The following is a 24,389-nucleotide window of genomic DNA, read 5'->3' on the forward strand; positions in this document are numbered from 1 at the left end:
GGCACCTGAGTCAATAAAATTGTGGCTCAATATTATAGTAGCCGCACCTGCCATATATAAAATCTCTGTAATTGTTCAGTGCTATTCAATTGCCTAGTGTTGGGCAATTCGAACCAGATTTCACAGGACGAGCCAATGAAATTTCTCAAGTTCTGTATCGCACTCATAATTCTAGTTGCTGGTTACGGTTGGCTCACCAACAAGTTTCCCCCTATTTCACTTAGTTTCTCCCCCACGCAGATACCCGTGGATGTCGAGGCGTATCTTCACAATGAAGAGGCACAGTTCCGCGATATCAAGCCCGGTCTGGAAAAGCAAATTATTTGGAACGATACCGAAACGAAATCTAAAACTCCTTACTCTGTTGTCTATATTCATGGGTTTTCAGCCAGTAAGGAAGAAATCAGGCCCGTACCCGACAATCTGGCGGAGCACCTTGAGGCAAACTTGTTTTATACGCGTTTGACCGGACACGGGCGCACAAATGCCGCCATGGGAGAGATGAGCTATAACCAATGGGTCGATGATCTGGCCGAAGCCTATGAGATCGGGAGACGGATCGGAGACAAGGTTATTGTTATGGGAACCTCGTTGGGAGGAGCGCTTATTGCGTGGTCAGCTCTGGAGGGGGACACTATCGGCACAGACGTGGTGGCTGCAATTTTAGTCTCCCCTGTCCTCAGGATAAACAATTTCGGTTCGTCCCTTCTCACCTACCCTTATGCCAAATTCATGAGCAGGATCGCCTTGGGGCCCACACGTTGCTCTGGTACGCATGCCTCAATGGAGATTTTGTACGCTTGGACGGTCTGTTACCCAAGTTCAGCCCTATTGCCGCTTGCCCAGTTTGTTCAATTGGTCCGCAAAGCCGAGCCAGACACAGCCACCATTCCAACTTTATTCATATACAGTCCCAATGACACTGAAGCCGATGAAGCTGTCACAGCTCAATACTACGAAAACTGGGGCGCCAAAAAAGACAGGCTCATTATTCAGCACTCGCAGAATGAGAAAAATCACATAGTTGTTGGCGATTTAGAGAGCCCGAACAATAACGACCTTGTGACCAAAACCACTATCTCATGGCTTGAAAAATTGGGAATTGCTCCGGTTACTCCCCCTGCTATGACCGAGGAAGCACAATAGAATAAAAGCCCAACTGCTTTCTCTTGGACGCACATGGGCTTTTATAAATTGTATTTGCTGGCCTTTATGCCAGAACTGAAGCCTGTTTGCGTTTATTGCACAGCCAGCACTCCATTAAGGTACTGCTGTTGTTAGGCGCTGTAATCCCGATGACCGAAGATTGCAGAGCCAACGCGTACGTGGCTTGCATGATGCTGAACCGCGATTTCAAAATCGCTGGACATACCCATGGAAAGTTTTTCAAGGCCATTGCGCCGTGCAATTTTCTCCAGCAACGCAAAGTGCATACCCGGTGCTTCATCGACTGGCGGAATGCACATCAGTCCTTCAATTTGTAGCCCTAGTTCATCACGGCATTTCGCGATAAAGGCATCGGCCTCTTTGGGCGCAATACCAGCTTTTTGCGGTTCTTCGCCCGTATTGATCTGAATAAACAGCTTCGGGAATTTCTGCTGTTTTTCCATCTCCGCTTTCAAAGTCTTGGCGATTTTTTCCCGGTCAACCGTGTGAATGACATCAAACAGTTCCACAGCTTCCTTGGATTTGTTGGATTGCAAGGGGCCAATCAGGTGCAGCTCTACACCCTCATACGCACTGCGAAGCTCCGGCCACTTTGAAAACGCCTCCTGAACACGGTTTTCACCAAAAACCCGTTGTCCGGCATCCAGCACTGGCTTGATTGCATTAACCTCGAAGGTTTTGGAGACTGCAATCAATGTCGTTGCACCAGTTTCACGACCTGAGTTTTCCTCAGCATTGCGGATAGTTGCTTTCACATCTTCCAAACGTTTTGCCGCTTCTTCTTGCATTCTTGCCTCCACAAAATCCTTCATCGAAAGACTATATATATCTTCTTGAAACCTAATCTTGCTTTTCTGTTAGTGACTTTAATGGGATTTGTCGCCGATTATTTCCGCATTTTCCGCAGTTTGAAGGTTGACCAACCTAGCAAATTCTGATGACAGTCCTTTCAAACAGTTTACCCGCATGGGCTCGCAAGATTTACGACGGATTGAATTGATGGCTACGGAGCGTTACAACGCACGCGCAACAGAAGCGCGCTGGCAAAAGCAATGGGACGAAAAAGACGTCTTCATTACAGACAATGATGACCCAAGGGAAAAATACTACGTCCTTGAGATGTTCCCTTACCCTTCCGGCCGCTTGCACATGGGGCACGTTCGCAACTACGCCATGGGGGATGTTGTTGCACGCTACAAGCGCTCTAAAGGCTTCAACGTGTTGCACCCGATGGGCTGGGATGCCTTTGGTATGCCTGCGGAAAACGCGGCCTCCGAGAAAGGCGTCCACCCGAAAGGATGGACCTACAACAACATTGCTGCCATGCGCGGCCAGCTGAAAACGCTTGGTCTTTCCTTCGACTGGACACGCGAATTTGCGACATGTGACGAAGACTATTACGGCAAACAGCAGAGCCTGTTTCTGGACTTCCTGAAGGCTGGCCTCATTTACCGCAAGAAGTCCAAGGTCAACTGGGACCCAGTAGACATGACCGTTCTGGCCAACGAGCAGGTTATTGACGGCAAGGGCTGGCGTTCTGGTGCAACGGTTGAGCAGCGTGAGTTGACCCAGTGGTTCTTCCGCATTTCAGATTACTCCGAGGACTTGCTGAGCGCTATTGACGGGCTGGATAAGTGGCCGGAAAAAGTGCGCCTGATGCAGAAGAACTGGATCGGCAAATCCGAGGGCACAAAGGTACTCTTCGAGTTTTCCGAGGCAGCACCGACCGGTGATAAAACACTGGAAGTGTTCACAACACGCCCTGATACCTTGTACGGCGCGTCGTTTGTAGGTCTGTCTCCAGATCATGCAATCACAGAAGAGCTTGCCAAGACCAACTCCGAGCTGCAGGAATTCATCAAGGAATGCCGCAAGATCGGCACGACTGCAGAAGCTATCGAGACAGCAGAAAAGCTGGGCTTCGATACTGGCCTTCGTGTAAAACACCCTCTGGACCCATCATGGGAACTGCCTGTTTTTGTTGCTAACTTCATTTTGATGGACTACGGCACCGGCGCGATTTTCGCTTGCCCTGCCCATGACCAGCGCGATCTGGATTTTGCCCGCAAATACGATCTGCCTGTAACAGCCGTTGTTTTGCCTGAAGGTGAAGATGCCGCGACTTATGAAGTTGGCACTGAAGCCTATACCGGCGACGGCAAGATCTTCAATTCTCAGTTCATGGACGGTCTTTCCATTGGCGATGCTAAAAAAGCCGTGAGCGAGCGTCTGGAAGCGCAGCAAGTAGATGGAAAACCACAGGGAGCGCGCGAGACCAATTATCGCCTGCGTGACTGGGGTCTTTCACGCCAGCGCTACTGGGGCTGCCCTATTCCGATCATCCATTGTGAAAGCTGCGGACCACAACCAGCGCCAAAAGAAACGCTGCCGATTACACTGCCGGAGGATGTTTCATTCGACCGTCCCGGGAACCCGCTGGACCGCCATCCAACATGGCGTGATGTAAAGTGTCCGTGCTGCGGCGCTGATGCGCAGCGCGAAACGGATACGATGGATACCTTCGTGGATTCATCTTGGTATTTCGCCCGCTTTACCGACCCGAAAAACGCAAACCCAACAGACCCGAAGGCTGCAACCGAATGGCTGCCGGTGGATCAGTATATCGGTGGTATTGAGCATGCGATCCTGCATTTGCTTTATTCCCGCTTCTTTGCCCGCGCCATGCAAATCACCGGTCACCTTGACATTAAAGAGCCGTTCAAGGGCCTCTTTACCCAAGGCATGGTGAACCACGAGACCTATAAAGCTTCCAGTGACGGGCGCTGGGTTTCCCCCGCTGATATCAAGTTGGAAGAAGTGGACGGCAAGCGCCGGGCGACCCTTCTGGATACGGGCGAAGATGTAGCTATCGGCTCCATCGAGAAAATGTCCAAGTCCAAGAAGAACGTTGTTGATCCAACGGATATTATTGAGACTTATGGCGCTGATACAGCCCGTTGGTTTGTTCTTTCCGACAGCCCGCCAGAGCGCGATATTATCTGGAGCGAGGATGGGGTTCTTGGCGCATGGCGTCACGTGCAGCGCATTTATCGCATCATGAGCGATATTGCCGAGCACAGCGAAGCCGTTGCCACAAAGCCTGAGAAATTCAGTGATGAAGCTCTGGGCCTGCGCCGCGCGGCCCATAAAACACTCTCCGCTGTTTCCAAAGATTTTGAGGGGCTGGGCTTCAACCGTGCTGTAGCACGGCTTTACGAGTTCACCAACACCATCAGCAAGGCTTTGCAGGCAGACCTTTCCAAGCCAGATATGGCCTACTCCTTGCGTGAAGCAGCGAGCTTTATGCTGGTGATGATGCAGCCGATCACCCCTCACCTTGCAGAGGAATGCTGGTCGCTACTGGGCTCTGAAAAGCTGATTTCGCAGAGTGAATGGCCGGAAGTTGAAGAAGAACTGCTTGTTGAAAACAGTGTGACACTGCCGATCCAGATCAACGGAAAGAAAAAAGGCGAGTTAACAATTGCAAGAGACGCTTCCAAAGAGGTGGTCGAAGCGGCTATTCTACAACAAGAAGTCGTTATCAAAGCTCTGGACGGTAAGGAACCACGGAAAATTATCGTTGTTCCTCAAAGGATTGTGAATGTCGTCGTATAACTTAACAGCGAATCTTTCTGCTTCAGCCTGCCGAGCTTTGCTCGGCAGCGCCGTGATTCTTGCAGGAACTCTCGCTCTTTCAGGATGTCAGGTTCGCCCGTTATATGGGACATCTCCCAATATTCTAAATAGTAACGGATCCGAAACAACGCTTGTGCAAGACGAGTTGGCCGCGATCGACGTAAAAGTCTCCCTTATCGGCAGCAACAATTCTTCACAACGCGTCGATCAGTACATGAGTAATGAACTGCAATACCTTTTCCGTCGCGGGGGAAGCGGTCTTGCACAAAAGTATGACCTTGAAGTTCTGATTGATACTGTTCAAACCGAAGTGGGTGTGGAAGAGCTCTCCGATGTGCCTTCAGCCTACAACATTACACTCTCTGCCAGCTTTGTTTTGTCAGATGCATCTTCAGAAAAAACGCTCTATGTGGGACGTTCTTTCGGATCTGCTTCCTATGACTTCTCAAATCAGCGCTTTGCAAACTTAAGAGCCGAGCGGGACGCCGAAAACCGTGCAACAAAAATTGTAGCCTCGGATATTCAGGCACGCATTGCCGGCTACTTCGCCACAGACCAATAGTCTTGCCTCCATGGTAGCCCTAAAAAATAATGAAATTGAGCGCTTTGTCTCGAACCCACCAAAATCAGTCAATCTGATTTTGGTGTATGGCCCTGATAGAGGGCTGGTCAATGAACGTGCAAAGCAACTGATTAACGGTGTTGCAAAAGAAAATGATGATCCGTTTTCTCAAGTAAAACTGGATGCATCTGATTTGGCCTCAGATCCAAATCGACTGATTGATGAAGCACTTACCATCCCTTTATTTGGCGGCAGACGGACCATTTGGGTTCGTGAGGAAGGCAATAAGGCCGTCACCACTGCTGTTGAGGCACTGCTGAAGAGCCCGGATTTCGAGGCTTTCATCGTTATTGAGGCGGGAGATCTTAAAAAAGGGACCGGTCTGCGGAAGAAGATTGAAGCAAGCAAGACAGCCTACGCCATTCCTTGCTTTGCAGATACCACCAGAGACGTTGATAGGCTCATAGACGAGGAAACTCAGATTGCCGGTCTCCAGATATCAAAGGAAGCGAGAAAGGCTCTCCACGACCTTTTAGGGGCCGATCGTCTGGCCAGCCGCGGGGAAGTGCAAAAGCTCTGCCTTTATGCATTGGGTAGCGGACGGATCGAATCCAGCCACGTTGAAGAAATTATTGGGGATGCCTCGGCCTTTGCCATAGATGAGCTGATTGATGCTGCCGCCCTTGGCGATATCAAAACACTGGATCATGGCCTTGAGCGCCTTTCGGCCAGTGGAATGGACGCAGGTGTGATTGCTAACATGGCCCTCAAACACTTTCAGGTAATCCACAAATGCCGGCTGGAGGCAGACCGCAGGGTCTCCCCTGAATCTATTGTAGGTGGTCTTCGCCCTCCTATTTTCTGGAAGCGTAAAGCGAAACTCATCAGGGAAATTGAAATCTGGAACGCGGAAAAACTGGAACGGGCCATGATACGACTGCAGGAATCTGTTAAGGATATACGGCTGAAACCTGCGCTTTCCATCGCAATTTTGTCTCACACGCTTCTTGCCATTACTCAAGCGGCCCGTATGGCGCAGAAAAAGCGATAAGGTATGTTACGAAGCCTCAAGTAGAGCCCGTTTTCTGGCCCATAGCAAGATGGGTGGTGTAGTGAACCACCACATTTGCCTCTCCATAATGCTGCTTAATAAGCGCACGTAGCTCCTCTAAAATCCCATCTCCATGTATTTTCAATGCGCTTTGGGTTCGTGTGGAAGAGCATGAAAACTGGACAAACCTGTCTGCTGTCATTGGCCGTGTCCACTCACAAGTAAAATCAGGGTTTGGATGAAAGCCGCACGCCTCCATTATTTCGCGGTAGTTAAGGTCCCTGTAATCCCTGTCGTAGTCTGGGGAATAACGCTCCAAGAAAGCTTCATAGGCCTCCAAAAACGCATTTATGCGCCAGTTTCTCACGTTATCAGCAACACAAACCCAGCCCTTGGGCTGAAGTAGGTGCTGAGCCTCTTCAAAGAACTTTGCCTTATCGAACCAGTGAATGGCCTGAGCAGTCGTTACACATCCGAAACTATTTGATTTAAGCGGAATTTTCTCGGCACTAAACGACAGGTATTGGATTTTCTTAGAAGTTGATGAGCGGCGCGCTTGTGCCAGCATATCCGCATTCACATCCGAGCCGAATACATTGCAAACTGGGAAGTTTCTGGCTAACCGGCGCGTGAATTTACCTGTGCCACATCCCACATCCAATATGCGATTGCATGGCAATGGGGAGACTACCTGATGAAGGTGCGACAGCGCTGCATCGGGATAGGATGGGCGGCTTTGCTCATAATCCCGCTCCAACCCGCTAAAGCTCAAAATGCGCTGTGATTGTTTGGAAGGCAAACGTCTTACCTTTCCTCTACTATTCCAATTGTCTTAGGCAAAAGACCTTTTGGACTTGTTAGAAGAGCCTGACTTCCATTTTATATTCATAAACGCGTTACTTAAAAGCAAAAACCGTCATAAAAGAGCTTATTGTTCAATACCCAGCAAGCGGCAGACTTCGTCGAGTTGCTCAAGAGAGGCGTATTTGATTTTCAGCTCACCTGCGCCCTTCTCCGCTTTATGTGCGATATTTACCTTGAGGCCGAGCCCATCCATAAGGCGCTTTTCCAGTGCCTTTGTATTGGCGTCTTTGGGTGGCTTTGGAGCTGCCGTTTTCTTTTCCAAAGACGTTGGGTTCTGTGCAAGTTTTTCGGCATCGCGTACCGTTAGGCCCTTTTCGACAATAAGATCAGCAAGGGCAGCGGGGTCTGGTGCGTTAATCAGGGCCCTTGCATGGCCAGCTGTCAGCAACCCTTCCGCAAGATAGTCTTTTACCGCGTTTGGTAGTTTCAGAAGGCGCAGGGTATTTGCCACATGGCTTCGGCTTTTACCAATGACCTTTGAGAGTTCAGCCTGACTATAGGAAAACTCATCAATAAGCTGGTCATAGCCTAATGCTTCTTCGATTGGGTTGAGGTCTGCTCTTTGAACATTTTCAATAATCGCCAGCTCAAGAGCTTCTTGATCAGTGACATTTCTGATGATGACAGGGGCTTCATGCAAGCCAGCTTTTTGAGCTGCCCTCCAGCGCCGCTCCCCTGCAATAATCTCAAAATGACCCGGTTCATTTGGAGTGGGGCGAACCAGAATCGGTTGAACAATTCCCTTTTCCCGAACAGATTCGGTCAGGCTTTGAAGGTCCTCCTCCACAAAAGCCTTCCTCGGATTGCGCGGATTCGGCCGAATATACTCAATGGGAACTTTTCTATTATCCCGCTGTCGCTCGGGTTTTGGGCCAGGTTCGGTGCTAACATCACCAATAAGAGCTGCCAAACCACGGCCCAGACGCTTATTACCGCGTCCGCCTTCTTCTGACTTTGCCATTCCCCAGCTAACCTCACTTGAACTCCAAACAGATGGTTAGCTTACATAGACCTATGAAAAACCGCAAAGATAGACAGCAGGTTCGTCCACATTTAAAAGTAGTATTTGAAAACTAAAATTCAGACAGCAACAGTGCGCAGGTCACGTTCTCTTTGAATTATCTCCGATGCAAGGCGCAAATATGCCTGGGAACCAGAGCACTTCAGATCATAAAGAAGCGCGGGTTTTCCATGTGAAGGCGCTTCCGAAACTCGTACATTGCGGGGAATCACAGTGTCGTACACAGCGTCTCCCATGGTTTCCCTTACATCTTGCACCACTTGGGCCGACAGGTTGTTTCTGCTGTCATACATTGTCAAAACAATGCCATGAATGCTTAATTCCTCATTGAGCGATTGCTTGACCTGCTCAACAGTGCTGAGGAGCTGGCTCAAACCTTCCAGCGCAAAAAACTCACACTGCAACGGAACAAGGATGGAGTGTGAAGCTGACAGAGCATTAATTGTCAAAAGGTTCAGCGATGGTGGACAATCTACCAGAACGTAGGAATAGCCCTCTATAGCCCCTCTTTCAGCCGCTTTTGCCAGACCCGAAATTGCATTGCGAAGCCGGAAAGTCCGATCCGCAGCACCGGAAATTTCCAGCTCTACACCGAGCAAATCCATGTTGGATGGTGCAAGGGAGAGCCGTGGAACTGCGGTTCCAATAATCGCCTCTTCCAGAGTACAATCTCCACAAAGGACATCATAGGTGGTGAACTCTCTCACCTTCCTATCAATACCCAATCCTGTTGAGGCATTCCCTTGTGGGTCTAAATCAATAACAAGAACGCGCTCGCCAATAGCGGCCAGAGCAGTACCCAAATTGATAGCAGTGGTTGTTTTTCCAACGCCGCCCTTCTGATTGGCAACGGTTAGAACTCTCGGTGACTGCGGTAAACTGCTCATCCGGCTTTACCTCGTTAGGCCTGTCGTGCTGTCATTTTTGAAATCAACAACACCTTACTCTGCGGATCTACAAGACTATCTTTTTCTACCAGATCCAGCTCCCAGTTTTGAGAGGCCTCGTCTATTTCCCTACGAAAATCTTGCCCTTTGTGGAAAACAGCGGTTGCTCCACGTTCAATAAACTGACTGGAAAAACCACAGAGCATATCCAGCGATGCCAAGGCGCGGGCGGATACCCCCTCTATTGGGGTTTCCCAGTCCTTGGTAACGGCTTCTATTCGCCCCGCATGCACCTTCACCCTACTGCCGGTTTCACGCGCAACTGTTCTCAGGAAAGAGGCTTTCCTTTGATTACTCTCCACCAGGTTTACAAGCGATCCTTCTTTATCCTTCAAAAGAATCGCTGTGATAAGACCCGGAAAGCCTGCCCCACTCCCGAAATCAATCCACTGGGAAGCAGACGGCAGACTCTTCTGGATTTGAATGGAATCTGCCACATGCCGCAGCCAGATATCCCCCATTGTGGAGGGTGCAATCAAATTCTGTGCCGGTTGCCATTTGCGAACCAGGTCTACATAGATTGAAAAGGAATCAATCGTTTCACGTGAAACATCTGGATACATGCGTTTAAGCATTTCGATCTGATCACTATCAGAGTTGCTCAAAGTAGTCATTGGTTAGGCAGCTCCTGCTGTCTTCATGGCAGTACGGCGGATATAAGAAAGAAGCAAAGTCAGAGCGGCTGGGGTCACCCCGTCAATACGCCCTGCCTGCCCAATTGTTGCCGGGCGTACATCAAGAAGCTTCTGCTTCACTTCATTTGAGAGACCAGCTAAATCGTCATAATTGATATTCTTTGGAATAAGTAGCTCTTCATCCCTCTTCAGCGCTTCAATATCAGCTGCCTGGCGTTCCAGATAAACAGCGTATAAAGCATCAATGGCAACCTGCTCGGCCAGTGCGCGATCAACACCTTTAAGCTCCTCGAAAACTTCGAGAAGGCTATCTAGTGTAATATTTGGGTAGGACAGCAAATCAAAAACTGAGCGCTTTACGCCGTCCTGATTTATAGGCAATCCATGCTTGCGGCCCTCATTGGGGCTAATGCGCAGGCTCTGCATCAGCGCACGAATTTCATCAAGCTGCTGGCGCTTCCTCTCAAAAGAATTTTCGCGAACAGCGCCAACACACCCCCATTCCATACCAAGTGGAGTAAGCCGCTGATCCGCATTATCCGCCCGTAGAGATAGCCTGTATTCGGCGCGGGAAGTAAACATGCGGTAGGGCTCGGTAACACCGCGGGTGACCAGATCATCAACCATCACCCCGATATAACCGGCTGCACGGCTAATAATAATATCCTCACCACCAGAAGCGTGACGTGCTGCGTTTAGGCCGGCCAGAAGACCTTGAGCACCCGCTTCCTCATATCCCGTCGTTCCATTTATCTGCCCTGCCAGAAAGAGCCCCTTTTGTTTTTTGGTTTCCAGTGTGGGCAGCAGTTCGGTTGGATCGATATGATCATATTCAATGGCATATCCGGGTTTCAGAATGACCACATCTTCCAACCCGGGAATCGAGCGGATGTATTTTTCCTGAACATCAACAGGCAGCGACGTGGAAATTCCATTGGGATAGACGGTGTAGTCATCCAAGCCTTCGGGCTCCAGGAATACCTGATGGCCGTCTCTATCACCAAAGCGGACAACCTTGTCTTCAATGGAAGGACAGTATCTTGGGCCCCTTCCCTTGATCTCTCCGGAGTACATGGCCGAGAACTGAATATTGTCGCGAATGATCGTATGTGTCTCAGCGGTCGTTCGCGTGATGTGACATGGGACCTGTGGGACTTCGATTTTCTCTGTCAGATAAGAAAAAGGAATTGGCTCTTCATCACCGGGCTGCTCGGCCAATGTGTCCCACTTGATTGTGCGTCCATCCAAGCGTGCTGGTGTTCCGGTTTTCAGTCGTCCCAAGCGCAGACCAAGGTCTTCCAGTGAACCGGAAAGGCCCATGGCAGGCGCATCACCATCACGGCCAGCAGGAATTTTTTCCATGCCGATATGGATCATCCCTCTTAGGAAGGTGCCTGCGGTTATGACAACAGATGGCGCGGAAACGACAGTACCGTCCTTCAGTGTAACACCTTTGAGCAAACCGCTTTCAAGAATGAGTTTGTCCGCTTCACCCTCAATAACATCCAGAAACTCGATAGCAGCAATCTCTTTTTGCATCGCTTCTCTGTAGAGTTTCCTGTCAGCTTGTGCCCGAGGGCCTTGTACTGCTGGCCCCTTTCGGCGGTTGAGCATACGGAACTGGATGCCGGCAGCATCTGCGACGCGCCCCATCAAACCATCCAGAGCATCGATCTCGCGAACAAGATGCCCTTTGCCCAAACCTCCGATGGCCGGATTACAAGACATAACTCCAACACTATCGAACTTGTGAGTGACTAGGGCTGTACGCGCGCCCATACGGGCTGAGGCAGCTGCAGCTTCGCATCCAGCATGACCGCCACCGACGACAATCACATCGAAATTTTGCTTCAAACTATCAGGCATCTTGTATCCGCTATTTACCCTCTCACTAGTAAAGCTTCACTGTAACCAGCCGAGCTGTGTTTGAGCATTCATGTTATCTGAGGGGCTTTTTGTAAAATCTTTGTCCCTTCAATACATCAGGAATGCCAGTGGGTCAAAGCAAACTCTCCTGATGAAGCCGCTCACATGCGGGCGCTTCAACAGGAGTGTTAAACCAAATATTTTCTTTATATTTTTCAGCGCACTACAGAAAGTGTTTCACGTGAAACATTCTATAACTATCTATTTACCAATACAGAAATCCCTGAAAATAACATCCAGCAGATCCTCAACATCAATGCGCCCTGTGATCCTGCCCAAGCTATCAGCCGCACTCCGAAGATCTTCACTTCTCAGCTCAATGGGCAGCTGTACCGCTTCAATGGCCCTTTGAATATCATCGAAACATTTTTGCAATAAAACCCGATAGCGTTCTCTTGTGATAAGAGGACTTTCAATGAGCCCGATGTTCTCCTCGGCAAATTCCCGAAGAGATTTCAGAAGGCCGTCTATGCCACCCGCTTCAATAACAGAGGTTTCAATAACCTTCCCCGAGTGGTTATCCTCAACCGTGGGCGCGTGTTTGTTAAGGTCGGATTTGGTGTGCAAGAACCACAGATTGGACTGGTCGCGGAACTCATCCGGCACAGCATTAAGTGCCTCATCACTATCTACAGTCCAGAGAATAAGATCCGATTCACCGGCATGCTGCATGGCTCTTCTGATCCCTTCTTTCTCGATCAAGCCTGCATCCTCTCGTATGCCAGCCGTGTCAATCAAGGTCACTGGGTAGCCACCCAAATCCAGATGAACTTCCAGAACGTCCCGCGTGGTGCCTGCTTCTGGTGTCACAATCGCAACGTCTCTTTGCGCCAGTTTGTTCATTAAACTTGATTTACCGGCATTGGGAGGGCCAAGCAAAATGACCTGCAGTCCGGAGCGTAATCTCTCCCCTCTGCGGGCATCACTCAGGTGAGATGCTATTTCGCCGTTGAGTGATGAAAGCTCCTTCCAGATCTCGGTTGCCACTGAATCGGGTACATCCTCTTCATCAGAAAAATCCAGTTCGGCTTCAATCAAGGCGCGGCAGCGGATGAGCGTTTTGCGCCAGTTGCTATAAAGCTCTCCAAGCGCTCCGCCCATCTGTCTTTGGGCCTGCCGCCGTTGAGCTTCTGTCTCCGCATCAATTAAATCCGCCAGCCCTTCAACCTCGGTAAGGTCCAGCTTCTCGTTATGAAACGCCCGCCGTGTGAACTCACCTTGATCTGCTGGCCTGCAGTCTTTGAAACCGGACAGCGCTTTTAATATGCTTGCGACAACTGCTCGCCCCCCATGACAGTGGAGTTCAACAACGTCTTCACCGGTAAAACTATTGGGGCCATCAAAACGAAGGACAAGCACTTCATCCAGAATGATCCCGTCGGCCGGATCATAAAGTTTTCTAAGCGCGGCCTCGCGTGCAGCAGGAAAGCGGCCCTTGGTTAATGCTCTTAAGGCCTCCTTGCTCATTGGTCCTGAAAGCCGGATAACAGCAACACCTGAAGGCAGAGCTCCACTGGAAACCGCATATATTGTATCGCTATTCATTCCCGACATTTTCAAAACCAATCATTTCTTGCGTTCAACAAAAAAGCACCTACCATGATGCTTCCATAAAAGTACGAGCAGCTTACGAGGCTATGATGAGCTACAACCGCTTGACCGATGCTTCAAGCCCCTACCTTCTCCAACACAAAGACAATCCCGTCCACTGGTGGGAATGGGGAGAAGAAGCCCTCTTAGCAGCACGTCAATCCAACCGTCCAATCTTATTGTCTGTGGGCTACTCAGCTTGCCATTGGTGCCACGTTATGGCCCATGAGAGTTTCGAGGACCCACAAACAGCCAACCTCATGAACCAACTCTATATCAATATTAAAGTGGACCGAGAAGAGCGTCCCGATATTGATCATATATATATGCGGGCACTCAATATATTGGGAGAGCAAGGGGGCTGGCCGTTGACCATGTTCCTGACACCTGACGCTGAACCATTCTGGGGTGGCACCTATTTCCCACCCACTCAGCAATATGGAAGGCCTTCATTTAAAGACGTTCTGGTTTCCATCTCGGATGCCTTTAACGACAATAAAGAAGGGGTCACTAACAATCGGGAGGCAATAGTCACCCGCCTCAAGCATAATAAAACATCCTCCTCTGGTGAGCTGGACCCTGCCCTCATTTCCCAAGCTGGCAAAACACTATCGGCTCGGCAGGACCCTCTTTATGGTGGAACCATTGGTGCCCCAAAATTTCCTCAGGCAGCTGTTCAGGAACTCATTTATCGAAGCTCTTTGAGAGATGAGGATGACCACCTCCTCTACCAGTTTATAAAATCCGTGGATGCTCTATGTCTGGGTGGAATCTATGATCATGTGGGCGGCGGACTTGCCCGCTACAGCACCGATGAAAAATGGGAGGTGCCGCACTTTGAAAAAATGCTCTACGACAATGCGTTTTTCATCCAGCATCTCACATGGGCTTTCGCCGCAACCCAAAACACCTTTTATCTGGAAAAGATCAAGGACTGTGTAAGCTGGTTGGAACGGGAAATGCTTTTACCAGATGGCGGGTTTGCGTCTGCCCTTGACGCTGATAGCGATGGGGAAGAAGGTAAATACTATCTCTGGACTTGTGAGGAACTCCGTCAGGTTCTTCCAGACGAGCATTGGGAGTTCTTTACACAAATATATGGGATAGACCTTTCAGCTCCTTCGCAGGAAAGTCTTACATTGAAACAAGCCAGCTTCCCTGAAGAGGAGCAAAGACTTGGCGTATGTCATCGGTTGCTGCGGGAGCATAGAGAGAGAACAAGAACTCCACCTGCAAAAGATAACAAGGTTCTGGTGGACTGGAATGGCTACATGATTATTGCTCTGGTCAGCGCCAGTGAAGTGACAGAGCATACTCGTTTCCGAGAACTTGCAGAGCAATGCTATCGCTTTATCAAGAACACAATCGCACAAAGCGATCTGCGCTTAAGTCATTCCTGGCGAGAGGGCACTGGGTCAAAATGCGATTTCGCGGTAGACTATGCAGCCATGGCGCGCGCAGCCCTTGCCCTTGGCCGAACTGAAAAAAACCAACTGGCAAAGAGCAACTTCTATAAGGACGCATCAGGTTTTCTGGACAGGCTAACTGCTGAATTCCAATCGGAGACAGGTGGATTTTATCTTAGCTCTCACAATGCGGATAATCTCATAGTACGCCCACTTCATTGCCTTGATGAAGCCGTTCCAAACTATAACAGCAGTGCAGCGCTTGCCTTCACCGAACACTGGATTCTGACAGGAGATGATCACAGTAAATCCATTGCAGACAAGATATTCCAGAGTTTTTCAAAACAGATTGTAAAGAATGTCTACGGTACAGCTGCCATGCTAAACGCACTGGATACAAGGTCGCGCTTTATAAGAGCCCTGATGCCCAAGGAGAATAGCGCTCTGAAGAAAGAGATCCTCTCAAAGGCCGACCCCGTAATTCTTCTTGATATAGGCAATACTACTTACCTGCCCATGGATGAGGAATTGCAAGAAAAAGAAGCTCTCTACCTTTGCTCAGAGCGTGGCTGTTCCCAGCCAATCACTCGACTTCAGGACTTGCACTTTAAGATCTAGAACAACGTGTAATCACAAATGTAGAATTTGCTCTAAATATATAAGCTATAGTCTTGAGCCTTTATACTGAAACATATCCAGCTGCCTTGAAGTAATTCCAACACTCTTGGGGTGTGAACAGATCGCATATGTCACCCAGAGCCTTTATCAAGGTCTCAAAGGTTCTGGCTTTCATTCTGCGTAGGTGTGCTTTGAGCTTGGAAAACGCCATTTCGATAGGATTGAGATCAGGAGAATAGGGCGGCAGAAAAAGGAACCAACACCCGCTTTGTCTGAGGGCCCTTGCGGCTTCTGGAACTTTGTGTGTGGACAGGTTATCCAGAATGACCACCGTTTTAGGGTGCAAGCATGGAGCCAGTTGTGTCGTGATATAAGTGGTGAATGCCTTGCCATTCATGGCCCCGTCCAGAACCCAGGGCGCAATGAGTCCCTCGTGGGTCAAACCGGCGATAAAGGTCTGGTTCTGCCAGCGTCCAAACGGCGCTGTGTCAAGGGCTCGTTCCCCTTTAAAGGCTCGGCCTCGCAGCCGGGTTAAATTCGTTTTAACACTGGTTTCATCGAGAAACACCAGTCTCTCAGGCAGATCACGCATTATAGGCTGACGGGTGTGGCGCCATTCATCTCTGGCATTTTGTACATGGAGTTTGCCACGCTCGGTTGCCACCAACGATTTTTTTTATAGGTGTAGCCAAGACGGCGCAAAGCCTTGGAGACGGAAGTATGGTGAACCCTCACTCCCTCAGCCATGAAAAGTGCATCACATAACTCCATCAACGTGATATCTCCGTCTTGATTGACCAGCTCGCGCAAGAAGGAGAGGTAGGGCTCCAATTTTCCGCCTCCCTTTGGGCGCCCTGTCCTGACCGGGATTAAACTCTGCCCCTCCCGAACTTTACGGGCCAAGCGAGATCCTGATGCTGGAGAGATCAGCAGGCGGCGTGCTGCTTCACGCCCGCTCATCCCGGATAAAATGAGCCTTTTAAAGCGAAGGCGTAAATCAAGTGAAAGTGGCCGGCCCATGTGATCTCCTCCCTAAAAGGAGTGAATCACAAATCAACCTGATTGGGAATCCCCAATCGATTCAGCGTTGCGCCTCATTGCTTTAGAGTACAACGCGTGAATGCAATGTACTCTAGGCCTTCATGGCAGACCAGTCACTGGCTCTCATCCGGTAAAGAACATGCATGGCGAGCGGATGATCTGGAGACAGGCTCGGGTGATTAAAATCATCCGCACTGTTGTATGTCATGCGCAGTTTTTCCATAACTCGTCTGGACTTAACATTTTCTTTTGTCGTAAACGCAATTATTTCATGCAAGCCACATTGCTTGAAACCATAGTCCAGCCATGCAGTTGCCGCTTCCAATGCAACGCCCCTGCCCCAGCAACCTGGTAACAAGCGCCAACCGATTTCCACACAAGGTCCAAACTCAAGCTTATCTTGATATGCAGGTATAGTAAGGCCGGTAAACCCAAGAAACTCCCCGGAAGTTTTATCTTCTACCACCGGAAAACAAGAGCCAAATTCCTCTTGCCTCACAAGGCACCGTTCAAGAAAGGCCGCTGCCTCTTGCTCAGACAGGGTTGATGGAAAAAACTCCATAACCTTCGTGTCAGAGCAAAGTTCAATCAGCCCCTCCAGATCCCGCTTCTCCCATTTACGAAGAATGAGGCGTTCGGTTTCTATCGTAGGTGTATCAAGTATCTTCATAGGAAATTCCAAATAAAAACCGCACTCCAGTTAGTTGGAGTGCGGTGGACAATACAACAATTTTAATTCTTCAATTAGGTATTCATTGAATCGAAGAAGTCTTCATTGGATTTTGTCTGCCGGAGTTTATCCAGCAGGAACTCGGCGGCATCGACAGTTCCCATTGGGTTGAGAATACGGCGCAGCACAAAGGTTTTCTTGAGCTTATCCTTGGATACCAGCAACTCTTCCTTACGTGTACCGGAGCGTTGAATATCAACAGCTGGGAAGATACGCTTGTCGGAGATCTTACGGTCAAGGATGATTTCAGAGTTACCGGTTCCCTTGAACTCTTCAAAGATAACCTCATCCATACGGCTACCTGTATCAATAAGAGCCGTTGCGATGATTGTTAAAGAGCCACCCTCTTCAATGTTACGAGCAGCACCAAAGAAGCGTTTAGGACGTTGCAGCGCGTTCGCATCCACACCACCTGTCAGCACCTTACCGGAGGACGGCACAACGGTGTTATACGCGCGGCCCAGACGGGTAATGGAATCCAGAAGGATTACAACATCGCGTCCATGCTCAACCAGCCTCTTGGCTTTTTCAATGACCATTTCTGCAACTTGAACGTGGCGTGATGCAGGTTCGTCAAATGTAGAAGAAACAACTTCACCATTCACCGTGCGCTGCATGTCCGTCACTTCTTCAGGACGTTCATCGATCAAGAGAACGATGAGATAGCATTCCGGGTGGTTGGTTGTAATGGATTTGGCAATATTTTGAAGGAAAACAGTCTTACCGGTTCTTGGAGGCGCTGTAATCAGAGCGCGCTGACCTTTACCCAACGGTGCAACCAGATCGATAATTCTTGGAGATAGGTCCTTGGAGGCAGGACTTTCAACTTCCAGGTTAAAACGTTCATCTGGATAGAGCGGCGTCAAGTTATCGAAGTGAACTTTGTGACGGGCTTTTTCGGGATCTTCAAAGTTAATCTTGTTAACCTTGAGAAGTGCGAAGTAACGCTCCCCTTCTTTTGGACTTCTAATCTGCCCTTCAACAGTGTCGCCTGTTCTCAAAGAGAAACGGCGGATCTGCGATGGCGAGACATAAATATCATCTGGCCCAGGCAGGTAGTTCGCATCTGGAGAGCGCAAGAAGCCAAAACCATCTTGAAGGACTTCAACAACGCCTTCACCGATAATTTCAATATCTTGTTCAGCAAGCCTTTTCAAAATTGCAAACATCAACTCTTGTTTGCGCATTGTGCTTGCGTTTTCTACATCATGCTCCTCTGCAACAGTGAGGAGTTCTGTAGGAGTTTTTAATTTAAGGTCTTTAAGTTTCATTTCCCGCATGAATAGGGGTCGTCTTTTCTACTGGTTCTATGCTGAATTTTGTATGCTAGAACTATCGATTAAATTGGAGGAGGGATTAAGGACTTCAGACAGGCTTCTACGTTTACGACTTCGTTATATAAGCTCACATATATCCAGCTGAAGTGGGATTGCCATAAACATAACGAAATCTGATGAGTTCAGCAAGTAGCAAAACACACTGAAATCTCAGATTTCTCAATTTTTATAGCTCTGCCACAAGAATTAGGGCTTGAAGATTACAATAAAGACAATGGCAATCATTAAAAGAGTAGGAATTTCATTGATAATCCGGAAGTATCTCTCACTCTTTTTATTCTGATCAACAGCAAACCGTTTCACATGTCCACTTAAAACCATGTGATAGGCAGTCATACAGATAACAAGAGAGACCTTTAGTATAAACCAGAGGTCATGATAGGCATCAAGGATATACACAGTCCACAAGCCGAAGATCCAGCTGGCCATCATCGCCGGATTCATAATCGCTTTCAGAAGGCGGCGCTCCATAACCTTGAAGGTTTCACTCATCTGGGAGCCTGTTTCGGCTCCGGAATGATATACGAAAAGCCGGGGTAGATAGAAGATTCCAGCCATCCAGGATATTACTGAAATTATATGCAGGGACTTTGCCCAGCTATATGCATCCCACATTTTCTGCCCCTACCTTTGCTGTTAAAGCCCCTTAACGCGCTTAACCATCTGCATAACATGATCCGGAGATGTCTGCGGTGTGACGCCGTGACCCAAGTTAAAGATATGTGGCCCGGACTTCAGTGTCTCGATTGTGTAATCAATACCCTCATCAAGAGCTTTACCGCCGGCAACAAGCCTCATTGGGTCCAGATTACCCTGAACTGGAACCAGCTTCTGGATTTTCTGGGCAACTTCAGCGGGTACTGTCCAATCCAGACCAATTGCATCTACTTTAGTTTCCCGAACATAGCTTTCTAAGCGTGCTGCAGAGGCTTTTGGGAAGCCGATGATCTTGGCATCAGGGTAGACCGCTTTAACGCCCTCTACGATCTTTTTTGTGGGTTCAATGCACCAGCGCTTGAAACCGGTGTCATCGAGAACACCTGCCCAAGTGTCAAATATCTGGAGAGCGTCGGCTCCGCCTTTCAATTGAGCGATCAAATAAGTGATTGAAGCTTCGACAAGGTTGTCGATGAAAGCTGCAAGAAGCTCAGGATCTTGATAGGAGCCGATTCTAGCCGCTGTTTGATCTTGAGTGGTGTGTCCGGCTACAGAATAGCAGGCAACCGTCCATGGAGCTCCGCAGAAGCCTAGAAGGGTGGTTTCATTAGGCAACTGTGCACGCAGGCGTTCCACTGTTTCGATAACAGGTGCCAAATGCACCATTGTCCTTGCCTGATCAAGTTTTGCAACGAGCTCAGAGCTGAGTGGTTCCAATACAGGCCCTCTGCCCTCTTCAAACCATACAGGATACCCAAGTGCATCGGGGACAACGAAGATATCAGAAAAGAGAATGGCTGCATCAAAGCCATAACGGCGGATCGGCTGAAGAGTGACTTCTGTGGTGAGATCTGGATTGTAACAGAAATCGAGAAAGTTTGGAGCCTTTGCGCGTTCAGCTCGGTACTCGGGTAAATATCTTCCTGCCTGACGCATCATCCAAATTGGAGGGCGCTCAAGCTTCTCGCCATTTAGTACCCGCATGACACTACGTTCATGAGCTTGCATTGCTGAACCTCTTTTCCACGATCACTCTAATATAAAGATTCTTATATATTGGTTTTTGTTTCTATTAGGCAGTGGATTACATGGATCAAATAAACTCCACAATGCACTAACCACTAGTGAGATTTTAAAAACTGGGACTTTATTATTGGCATAGAGTCTCTAACAGGAGTCGATAACTCTTAAAAAAACTAATTAAAACATATATATAGCTATAATATATCACAAATTATCTGTTGGATTTTCTGCAATTTAATTTGTGAAAAGACTCACAAAAATATGTGTAATCCAAAGAATGCAGATTGTTTCGGATTCCGTTTTCTCATGCCTGTGAGTTGTTGATCAATTTCTGTCTAGTGGTACAGTTTTCAAAGAGGGGCTCAGTTATCAGCACTTGTCATAGATTCTCGGCCCTGTTGGGGATTATTTCATGGGAAACGATGCTAACTACTTCCATTTACACATGGTTTCTGACTCAACTGGTGAGACTTTGATTACTGTTGTCCGTGCGGCAAGCGTTCAATATCAAGGTACAGAAGCGATTGAGCATATCTATCCCCTCATCCGCTCAGAAGCGCAGCTGAATTGCGTGCTCTCGGAAATTGAAGGGGCACCGGGAATTGTGTTGTTTACGCTTGTTGAGGAAGCACTGGAGAGTGCGCTGAGAAACAAATGCGGTGAATTGGGGGTTCCTTGCGTCAACATTCTGCGGCCCGTGTATGATGCGTTTCATAACTACTTGAACATTGCGGAAACTTGGCGTGTTGGGGGGCAACATGTTCTCAATGAAGTATATTTTGAGCGAATGGAAGCGCTTAACTATACGATGCTGCATGATGACGGCCAGCAGACAGCGGATCTGGAAGACGCTAATGTTGTGCTTTTGGGTATAAGCCGGACTTCAAAAACCCCCACTTGTATCTATTTGGCTAATCGGGGCATTAAAGCGGCAAATATTCCTATCGTCCCCGAAATAAAGCTACCGCGCAATGTCTTCAAGCTCCGCGCACCACTTGTGGTCTGCCTTGTAGCAACCGCCAGCCGTATTCGCGAGATTAGGCAAAACAGAGTTCTTGGCCTCTCGGAATCCATGAGAAATGAGAGTTATGTAAGCCGCAAAGCCATTGCCGAGGAAATAAGAGCTTGTAAGGCAATGGCAAATGAGAACGGTTGGCCTCTTATTGATGTTACGAGGCGTTCCATAGAAGAAACCTCAACCGAAATTATTTCTTTGTTGCAAAAGCATAAACCCTTGACTGGGAACCAGTCATAAAACTTGAATTTTAGGTGGCCCTATGTCTGTGTGAAGGAAAGAGCGATTGAAAGCACAGGACCTTTATTTATGACCAGCCTTATTTTGGCGAGCGCCAGCAAGATTCGCGGAGAACTCTTAAAAAACGCTGGCCTGACCTTCAAAACTGATCCTGCACAGGTTGATGAAAGAGAATTGGAAAAGCCCCTTCTGGAAGCAAATGCTTCGCCTGAAGGACTTGCAGCGGCATTGGCCCGCGCAAAAGCTTTGGAAGTTTCCAGCCGCAATGAAGGCAGTATGGTTATTGGGGCCGACCAAATTCTCGCATTTGAGGGAAACAGGCTGACGAAACCGGAGAATATGGCTGCTGCCCGGTCTCAACTTGAGAAGTTTTCTGGAAAGTCACACCGTCTTTACTCCGCTGTTTGCGTGGTCAGAAATGGTGAAACTCTATGGGAAACAGTGACCTATGCGGACCTGCACGTTCGGGATCTCTCCGCGAACTTTTTGGATTGGTATCTTGAAGCTGCTGGAAACGACATTCTCAGTAGTGTGGGAGCTTATCAGCTGGAAGCGGTGGGTCTTCAACTCTTTGAGAAAATTGAAGGGGATTACTTTACAATTCTTGGATTGCCCCTGCTCCCTCTCCTATCGTTTCTGCGCCAAAACGAGGTTGTTCTTCCATGAAAATTGCGGCAGTTACAGGCCACCCTGTCAAACATTCCCGCTCGCCTTTGATCCATAATCACTGGTTAAAAACCTATGGTCTTGAAGGGACCTATGAAAAACGGGATGTGCCTCCGGATGAAGCTGCATATTTTTTCAAGAGTCTGAAGGAAAACGGTCTGGTTGGGGTGAATGTGACCATTCCGAACAAGGAAAAAGCTCTTGAGTGTGCCGAGGTGGTTGATGAGGCAGCCAAAGCTATCGGCGCTGTGAATACACTCTGGCTTGACCCGGATGGAAAGCTTTGCGGATCGAACACAGATGGTATCGGTTTCGTTTCGAATCTGGATCAAAACGCTCCCGGTTGGGACAAGAACCATCAAAAGGCTGTGGTGCTGGGAGCGGGCGGCGCTTCGCGGGCAATTGTGTGGGCATTGTTGCAGCGAGGATTCACAGAAGTGCATATATTGAACCGGACACTGGAAAAAAGTCAGAGTCTGCGTGACCATTTCGGATCCCGAGTCCTTGTTGAGCATTGGGATAACCGCTCCAAAATTCTGGATAACTGCAACTTATTAGTGAATACAACCTCCTTAGGCATGGAGGGACAGAACGCTCTCGAAATAAATTTACAGAACTTGCCTACCGACGCCGTCGTTACAGATATTGTATATACGCCCTTGATGACAGACTTGCTTGTGCGGGCGCGCGAGCGTGGAAACACTGTGGTTGATGGGCTCGGGATGCTGTTGCATCAAGCTGTTTCCGGTTTTGAGAAATGGTTTGGGATAACGCCCACAGTTACGGATGAACTTCGGCAGATAATTCTAAAGGATATGGGGCGTATGTAATGATTTTACTCGGGCTTACCGGCTCCATCGGGATGGGGAAATCTACAACTGCGAAGATGTTTGCTGCGCAAGGGGCGGCGGTTTATGATGCGGATGCAGCCGTGCACAAACTCTACCGGGAAAAGGCCGTACCATTAATTGCGAAGGCATTTGACGGGGTCGTACACAACGGTATTGTGGACCGCGCAGCCCTTGGAAAAATCGTCCTTTCGAATGTTTCGGAAATGAAACGATTGGAGGAAATCGTACATCCTTTGGTGCATGAAGAAGAGCGGTTGTTTATAGAAAGAGCACTGGAACAACGGCGCAGGGTTGCTGTTTTGGATATTCCTCTGCTTTTCGAAACAAAAGCTGAAAAGCGTGTACAGGCCGTTGTTGTTGTAACAGCCAGTGAAGCTGTGCAAAGGCAGAGAGTTCTGGCCCGTGAAGGGATGAATGAAGAGAAATTTCTCTCTATTGTGTCCAAACAAATGAGTGATGCAGAAAAACGTAGAAAAGCCCACTTCCTTATTGATACAGGAAGAGGACTTGAAGCGGCTGAGGCATCTGTAGCTTCCATATTGAAAGCTGTATCTGCAATCTCCTAGTACAAATGGAATGATATAAAATGCGGGAAATTTCCTTCGATACGGAAACAACTGGCCTTAATCCACTAGATGGGGACCGCCTTGTTGAAATCGGAGGGGTGGAATTAATTAATTTCATCCCGACGGGCCGCATCTATCACGTCTATTGTAACCCGCAAAGAGATATGCCCGAGGGCGCATTTAGGGTGCATGGTCTATCTGCTGAATTCCTTTCGGATAAGCCACTGTTTGCCGATATTGCCGATGAGTTTCTCGCATTTGTAGGCGATGCCCGTCTCGTTATTCACAATGCACCGTTTGATATGGGCTTTATCAATATGGAGCTGGGTCGATGTGGGCGCCCGCCCATATCCAATGATCAGGTACTGGATACACTGACCATGGCACGGCGCAAGCATCCGACGGGCTCTGCCTCTCTGGATGCCCTTTGCTCGCGCTACGGGATTGATAACTCCAAACGTACAAAACACGGGGCGCTTCTTGATGCGGAGCTTCTTGCGGAAGTGTACCTTGAGCTCAATGGGGGTAAGCAGAAAAATCTGGGTCTAATTGGTGAAGAGAGCTCCACCAGCGCCGATCATGCAGCAGCAGGTGTAAGTGAGCAACCGCCTGCAAAGCAGCGCCCTGCCCCCTTGCCAATCAGTTTATCCGATGATGAGAAGAGACTGCATCTGGAATTTATCAGCGGTATGAAGGCAGATCCAATCTGGAACAAATACCGAGATTAGAAAATTAGAGCAGTGAAGCATTTATTGAAACAGCTCACTGCTTTAAACTATTGTTTGGGCGTGTACCTTTTACCAAAAACGGTACCTACTTTTTCAAAGATACGCGTAAAAG

Annotated in this window: 22 protein-coding genes; 10 read left to right on the forward strand and 12 right to left on the reverse strand. The window is 48.6% G+C overall.

Annotated elements, in window-relative coordinates; all coding sequences use genetic code 11:
• The first annotated feature begins 135 nt into the window (after positions 1-135).
• Entirely contained in the window at positions 136-1,146 is a 1,011-nt protein-coding gene (locus tag P6574_RS19870; RefSeq protein ID WP_310621938.1) for an alpha/beta hydrolase, read from the forward strand.
• A 131-nt stretch (positions 1,147-1,277) separates the two neighbouring features.
• Here the strand turns inward: P6574_RS19870 and P6574_RS19875 are convergent, their stop codons facing one another.
• Positions 1,278-1,955, reverse strand: a complete 678-nt coding sequence (locus tag P6574_RS19875; RefSeq protein ID WP_310621939.1) for a YggS family pyridoxal phosphate-dependent enzyme — start codon at positions 1,953-1,955, stop codon at positions 1,278-1,280.
• 211 nt (positions 1,956-2,166) lie between these two features.
• On the opposite strand from P6574_RS19875, the gene leuS reads away from it, so the two are divergent.
• Genes leuS through holA form a run of 3 tightly spaced genes read left to right on the forward strand, consistent with a single transcriptional unit; the run spans position 2,167 to position 6,416 of the window.
• On the forward strand, positions 2,167-4,782 hold the full coding sequence (gene leuS, locus P6574_RS19880) for a leucine--tRNA ligase (protein WP_310622208.1): 2,616 nt from the start codon (positions 2,167-2,169) through the stop codon (positions 4,780-4,782).
• Positions 4,769-5,365, forward strand: coding sequence for an LPS assembly lipoprotein LptE (gene lptE, locus P6574_RS19885; RefSeq protein ID WP_310621940.1), 597 nt, complete (start codon positions 4,769-4,771; stop codon positions 5,363-5,365). The genes leuS and lptE overlap by 14 nt, the downstream gene beginning before the upstream one ends.
• A gap of 10 nt (positions 5,366-5,375) precedes the next feature.
• A complete protein-coding gene (gene holA / locus P6574_RS19890) occupies positions 5,376-6,416 on the forward strand; it encodes a DNA polymerase III subunit delta (protein ID WP_310621941.1) in 1,041 nt (346 codons plus the stop codon).
• Positions 6,417-6,432: 16 nt separating this feature from the next.
• Here holA and P6574_RS19895 read toward each other — a convergent pair whose 3' ends face one another.
• The 6 genes from P6574_RS19895 to mnmE form a co-directional block, all read right to left on the reverse strand.
• Complete coding sequence (locus P6574_RS19895; protein WP_310621942.1) at positions 6,433-7,215, reverse strand: class I SAM-dependent methyltransferase; 783 nt, start codon at positions 7,213-7,215, stop codon at positions 6,433-6,435.
• A gap of 129 nt (positions 7,216-7,344) precedes the next feature.
• Positions 7,345-8,241 (reverse strand): ParB/RepB/Spo0J family partition protein, encoded by an 897-nt coding sequence (locus tag P6574_RS19900; RefSeq protein ID WP_310621943.1) that lies wholly within the window; start codon positions 8,239-8,241, stop codon positions 7,345-7,347.
• 119 nt (positions 8,242-8,360) lie between these two features.
• Positions 8,361-9,188 carry a ParA family protein gene (locus P6574_RS19905; protein WP_310621944.1) on the reverse strand — a complete coding sequence of 276 codons (828 nt, stop codon included), beginning with the start codon at positions 9,186-9,188 and terminating at the stop codon, positions 8,361-8,363.
• A 14-nt stretch (positions 9,189-9,202) separates the two neighbouring features.
• The gene (gene rsmG, locus P6574_RS19910) at positions 9,203-9,862 is read right to left on the reverse strand and encodes a 16S rRNA (guanine(527)-N(7))-methyltransferase RsmG (RefSeq protein WP_310621945.1); all 660 of its coding nucleotides are present in this window, start codon (positions 9,860-9,862) and stop codon (positions 9,203-9,205) included.
• Between the two features lie 3 nt (positions 9,863-9,865).
• Positions 9,866-11,749, reverse strand: coding sequence for a tRNA uridine-5-carboxymethylaminomethyl(34) synthesis enzyme MnmG (mnmG, locus tag P6574_RS19915; protein ID WP_310621946.1), 1,884 nt, complete (start codon positions 11,747-11,749; stop codon positions 9,866-9,868).
• A 261-nt stretch (positions 11,750-12,010) separates the two neighbouring features.
• Positions 12,011-13,363 (reverse strand): tRNA uridine-5-carboxymethylaminomethyl(34) synthesis GTPase MnmE, encoded by a 1,353-nt coding sequence (mnmE, locus tag P6574_RS19920; protein ID WP_310621947.1) that lies wholly within the window; start codon positions 13,361-13,363, stop codon positions 12,011-12,013.
• Positions 13,364-13,449: 86 nt separating this feature from the next.
• On the opposite strand from mnmE, the gene P6574_RS19925 reads away from it, so the two are divergent.
• The gene (locus P6574_RS19925; protein ID WP_310621948.1) at positions 13,450-15,423 is read left to right on the forward strand and encodes a thioredoxin domain-containing protein; all 1,974 of its coding nucleotides are present in this window, start codon (positions 13,450-13,452) and stop codon (positions 15,421-15,423) included.
• Positions 15,424-15,484: 61 nt separating this feature from the next.
• Here the strand turns inward: P6574_RS19925 and P6574_RS19930 are convergent.
• From P6574_RS19930 to hemE, 5 genes are all read right to left on the reverse strand, one after another.
• Positions 15,485-16,443, reverse strand: a protein-coding gene (locus tag P6574_RS19930; protein WP_310619020.1) for an IS630 family transposase whose coding sequence is annotated in 2 segments (ribosomal slippage) — positions 15,485-16,099 and positions 16,102-16,443 — 957 coding nt in all. Because the reading frame shifts where the segments join, the coding sequence is not laid out codon by codon here.
• A gap of 112 nt (positions 16,444-16,555) precedes the next feature.
• Complete coding sequence (locus tag P6574_RS19935) at positions 16,556-17,134, reverse strand: GNAT family N-acetyltransferase (RefSeq protein ID WP_310621949.1); 579 nt, start codon at positions 17,132-17,134, stop codon at positions 16,556-16,558.
• Between the two features lie 74 nt (positions 17,135-17,208).
• The gene (gene rho, locus P6574_RS19940; protein ID WP_310621950.1) at positions 17,209-18,474 is read right to left on the reverse strand and encodes a transcription termination factor Rho; all 1,266 of its coding nucleotides are present in this window, start codon (positions 18,472-18,474) and stop codon (positions 17,209-17,211) included.
• A 243-nt stretch (positions 18,475-18,717) separates the two neighbouring features.
• A complete protein-coding gene (hemJ, locus tag P6574_RS19945) occupies positions 18,718-19,146 on the reverse strand; it encodes a protoporphyrinogen oxidase HemJ (protein ID WP_310621951.1) in 429 nt (142 codons plus the stop codon).
• A gap of 21 nt (positions 19,147-19,167) precedes the next feature.
• Positions 19,168-20,196 (reverse strand): uroporphyrinogen decarboxylase, encoded by a 1,029-nt coding sequence (gene hemE, locus P6574_RS19950; protein ID WP_310621952.1) that lies wholly within the window; start codon positions 20,194-20,196, stop codon positions 19,168-19,170.
• Positions 20,197-20,623: 427 nt separating this feature from the next.
• Here hemE and P6574_RS19955 point away from each other — a divergent pair, with 427 nt between their 5' ends.
• From P6574_RS19955 to dnaQ, 5 genes are all read left to right on the forward strand, one after another.
• Positions 20,624-21,466: a pyruvate, water dikinase regulatory protein gene (locus P6574_RS19955; protein WP_310621953.1), complete on the forward strand. Its 843-nt coding sequence runs from the start codon at positions 20,624-20,626 to the stop codon at positions 21,464-21,466.
• Between the two features lie 69 nt (positions 21,467-21,535).
• Complete coding sequence (locus P6574_RS19960; RefSeq protein WP_310621954.1) at positions 21,536-22,132, forward strand: Maf family nucleotide pyrophosphatase; 597 nt, start codon at positions 21,536-21,538, stop codon at positions 22,130-22,132.
• Positions 22,129-22,962 carry a shikimate dehydrogenase gene (locus tag P6574_RS19965; RefSeq protein ID WP_310621955.1) on the forward strand — a complete coding sequence of 278 codons (834 nt, stop codon included), beginning with the start codon at positions 22,129-22,131 and terminating at the stop codon, positions 22,960-22,962. The genes P6574_RS19960 and P6574_RS19965 overlap by 4 nt, the downstream gene beginning before the upstream one ends.
• A complete protein-coding gene (gene coaE / locus P6574_RS19970) occupies positions 22,962-23,549 on the forward strand; it encodes a dephospho-CoA kinase (RefSeq protein WP_310621956.1) in 588 nt (195 codons plus the stop codon). Before P6574_RS19965 ends, coaE begins: the two co-directional genes overlap by 1 nt.
• A gap of 20 nt (positions 23,550-23,569) precedes the next feature.
• Entirely contained in the window at positions 23,570-24,277 is a 708-nt protein-coding gene (gene dnaQ / locus P6574_RS19975) for a DNA polymerase III subunit epsilon (RefSeq protein ID WP_310621957.1), read from the forward strand.
• Positions 24,278-24,389: the final 112 nt, after the last annotated feature.

The sequence above is a fragment of the Pseudovibrio sp. M1P-2-3 genome, from assembly GCF_031501865.1.
In the GTDB taxonomy this organism is placed as follows: domain Bacteria; phylum Pseudomonadota; class Alphaproteobacteria; order Rhizobiales; family Stappiaceae; genus Pseudovibrio; species Pseudovibrio corallicola.

Coding starts and splice junctions, on each gene's coding strand:
- P6574_RS19870 (WP_310621938.1), top strand. CDS start 136: ATGAAATTTCTCAAGTTCTGTATCGCACTCATAATTCTAGTTGCTGGT.
- P6574_RS19875 (WP_310621939.1), bottom strand. CDS start 1,955: ATGCAAGAAGAAGCGGCAAAACGTTTGGAAGATGTGAAAGCAACTATC.
- leuS (WP_310622208.1), top strand. CDS start 2,167: ATGGCTACGGAGCGTTACAACGCACGCGCAACAGAAGCGCGCTGGCAA.
- lptE (WP_310621940.1), top strand. CDS start 4,769: ATGTCGTCGTATAACTTAACAGCGAATCTTTCTGCTTCAGCCTGCCGA.
- holA (WP_310621941.1), top strand. CDS start 5,376: ATGGTAGCCCTAAAAAATAATGAAATTGAGCGCTTTGTCTCGAACCCA.
- P6574_RS19900 (WP_310621943.1), bottom strand. CDS start 8,241: ATGGCAAAGTCAGAAGAAGGCGGACGCGGTAATAAGCGTCTGGGCCGT.
- P6574_RS19905 (WP_310621944.1), bottom strand. CDS start 9,188: ATGAGCAGTTTACCGCAGTCACCGAGAGTTCTAACCGTTGCCAATCAG.
- rsmG (WP_310621945.1), bottom strand. CDS start 9,862: ATGACTACTTTGAGCAACTCTGATAGTGATCAGATCGAAATGCTTAAA.
- mnmG (WP_310621946.1), bottom strand. CDS start 11,749: ATGCCTGATAGTTTGAAGCAAAATTTCGATGTGATTGTCGTCGGTGGC.
- mnmE (WP_310621947.1), bottom strand. CDS start 13,363: ATGTCGGGAATGAATAGCGATACAATATATGCGGTTTCCAGTGGAGCT.
- P6574_RS19925 (WP_310621948.1), top strand. CDS start 13,450: ATGAGCTACAACCGCTTGACCGATGCTTCAAGCCCCTACCTTCTCCAA.
- P6574_RS19935 (WP_310621949.1), bottom strand. CDS start 17,134: ATGAAGATACTTGATACACCTACGATAGAAACCGAACGCCTCATTCTT.
- rho (WP_310621950.1), bottom strand. CDS start 18,474: ATGCGGGAAATGAAACTTAAAGACCTTAAATTAAAAACTCCTACAGAA.
- hemJ (WP_310621951.1), bottom strand. CDS start 19,146: ATGTGGGATGCATATAGCTGGGCAAAGTCCCTGCATATAATTTCAGTA.
- hemE (WP_310621952.1), bottom strand. CDS start 20,196: ATGCAAGCTCATGAACGTAGTGTCATGCGGGTACTAAATGGCGAGAAG.
- P6574_RS19955 (WP_310621953.1), top strand. CDS start 20,624: ATGGGAAACGATGCTAACTACTTCCATTTACACATGGTTTCTGACTCA.
- P6574_RS19960 (WP_310621954.1), top strand. CDS start 21,536: ATGACCAGCCTTATTTTGGCGAGCGCCAGCAAGATTCGCGGAGAACTC.
- P6574_RS19965 (WP_310621955.1), top strand. CDS start 22,129: ATGAAAATTGCGGCAGTTACAGGCCACCCTGTCAAACATTCCCGCTCG.
- coaE (WP_310621956.1), top strand. CDS start 22,962: ATGATTTTACTCGGGCTTACCGGCTCCATCGGGATGGGGAAATCTACA.
- dnaQ (WP_310621957.1), top strand. CDS start 23,570: ATGCGGGAAATTTCCTTCGATACGGAAACAACTGGCCTTAATCCACTA.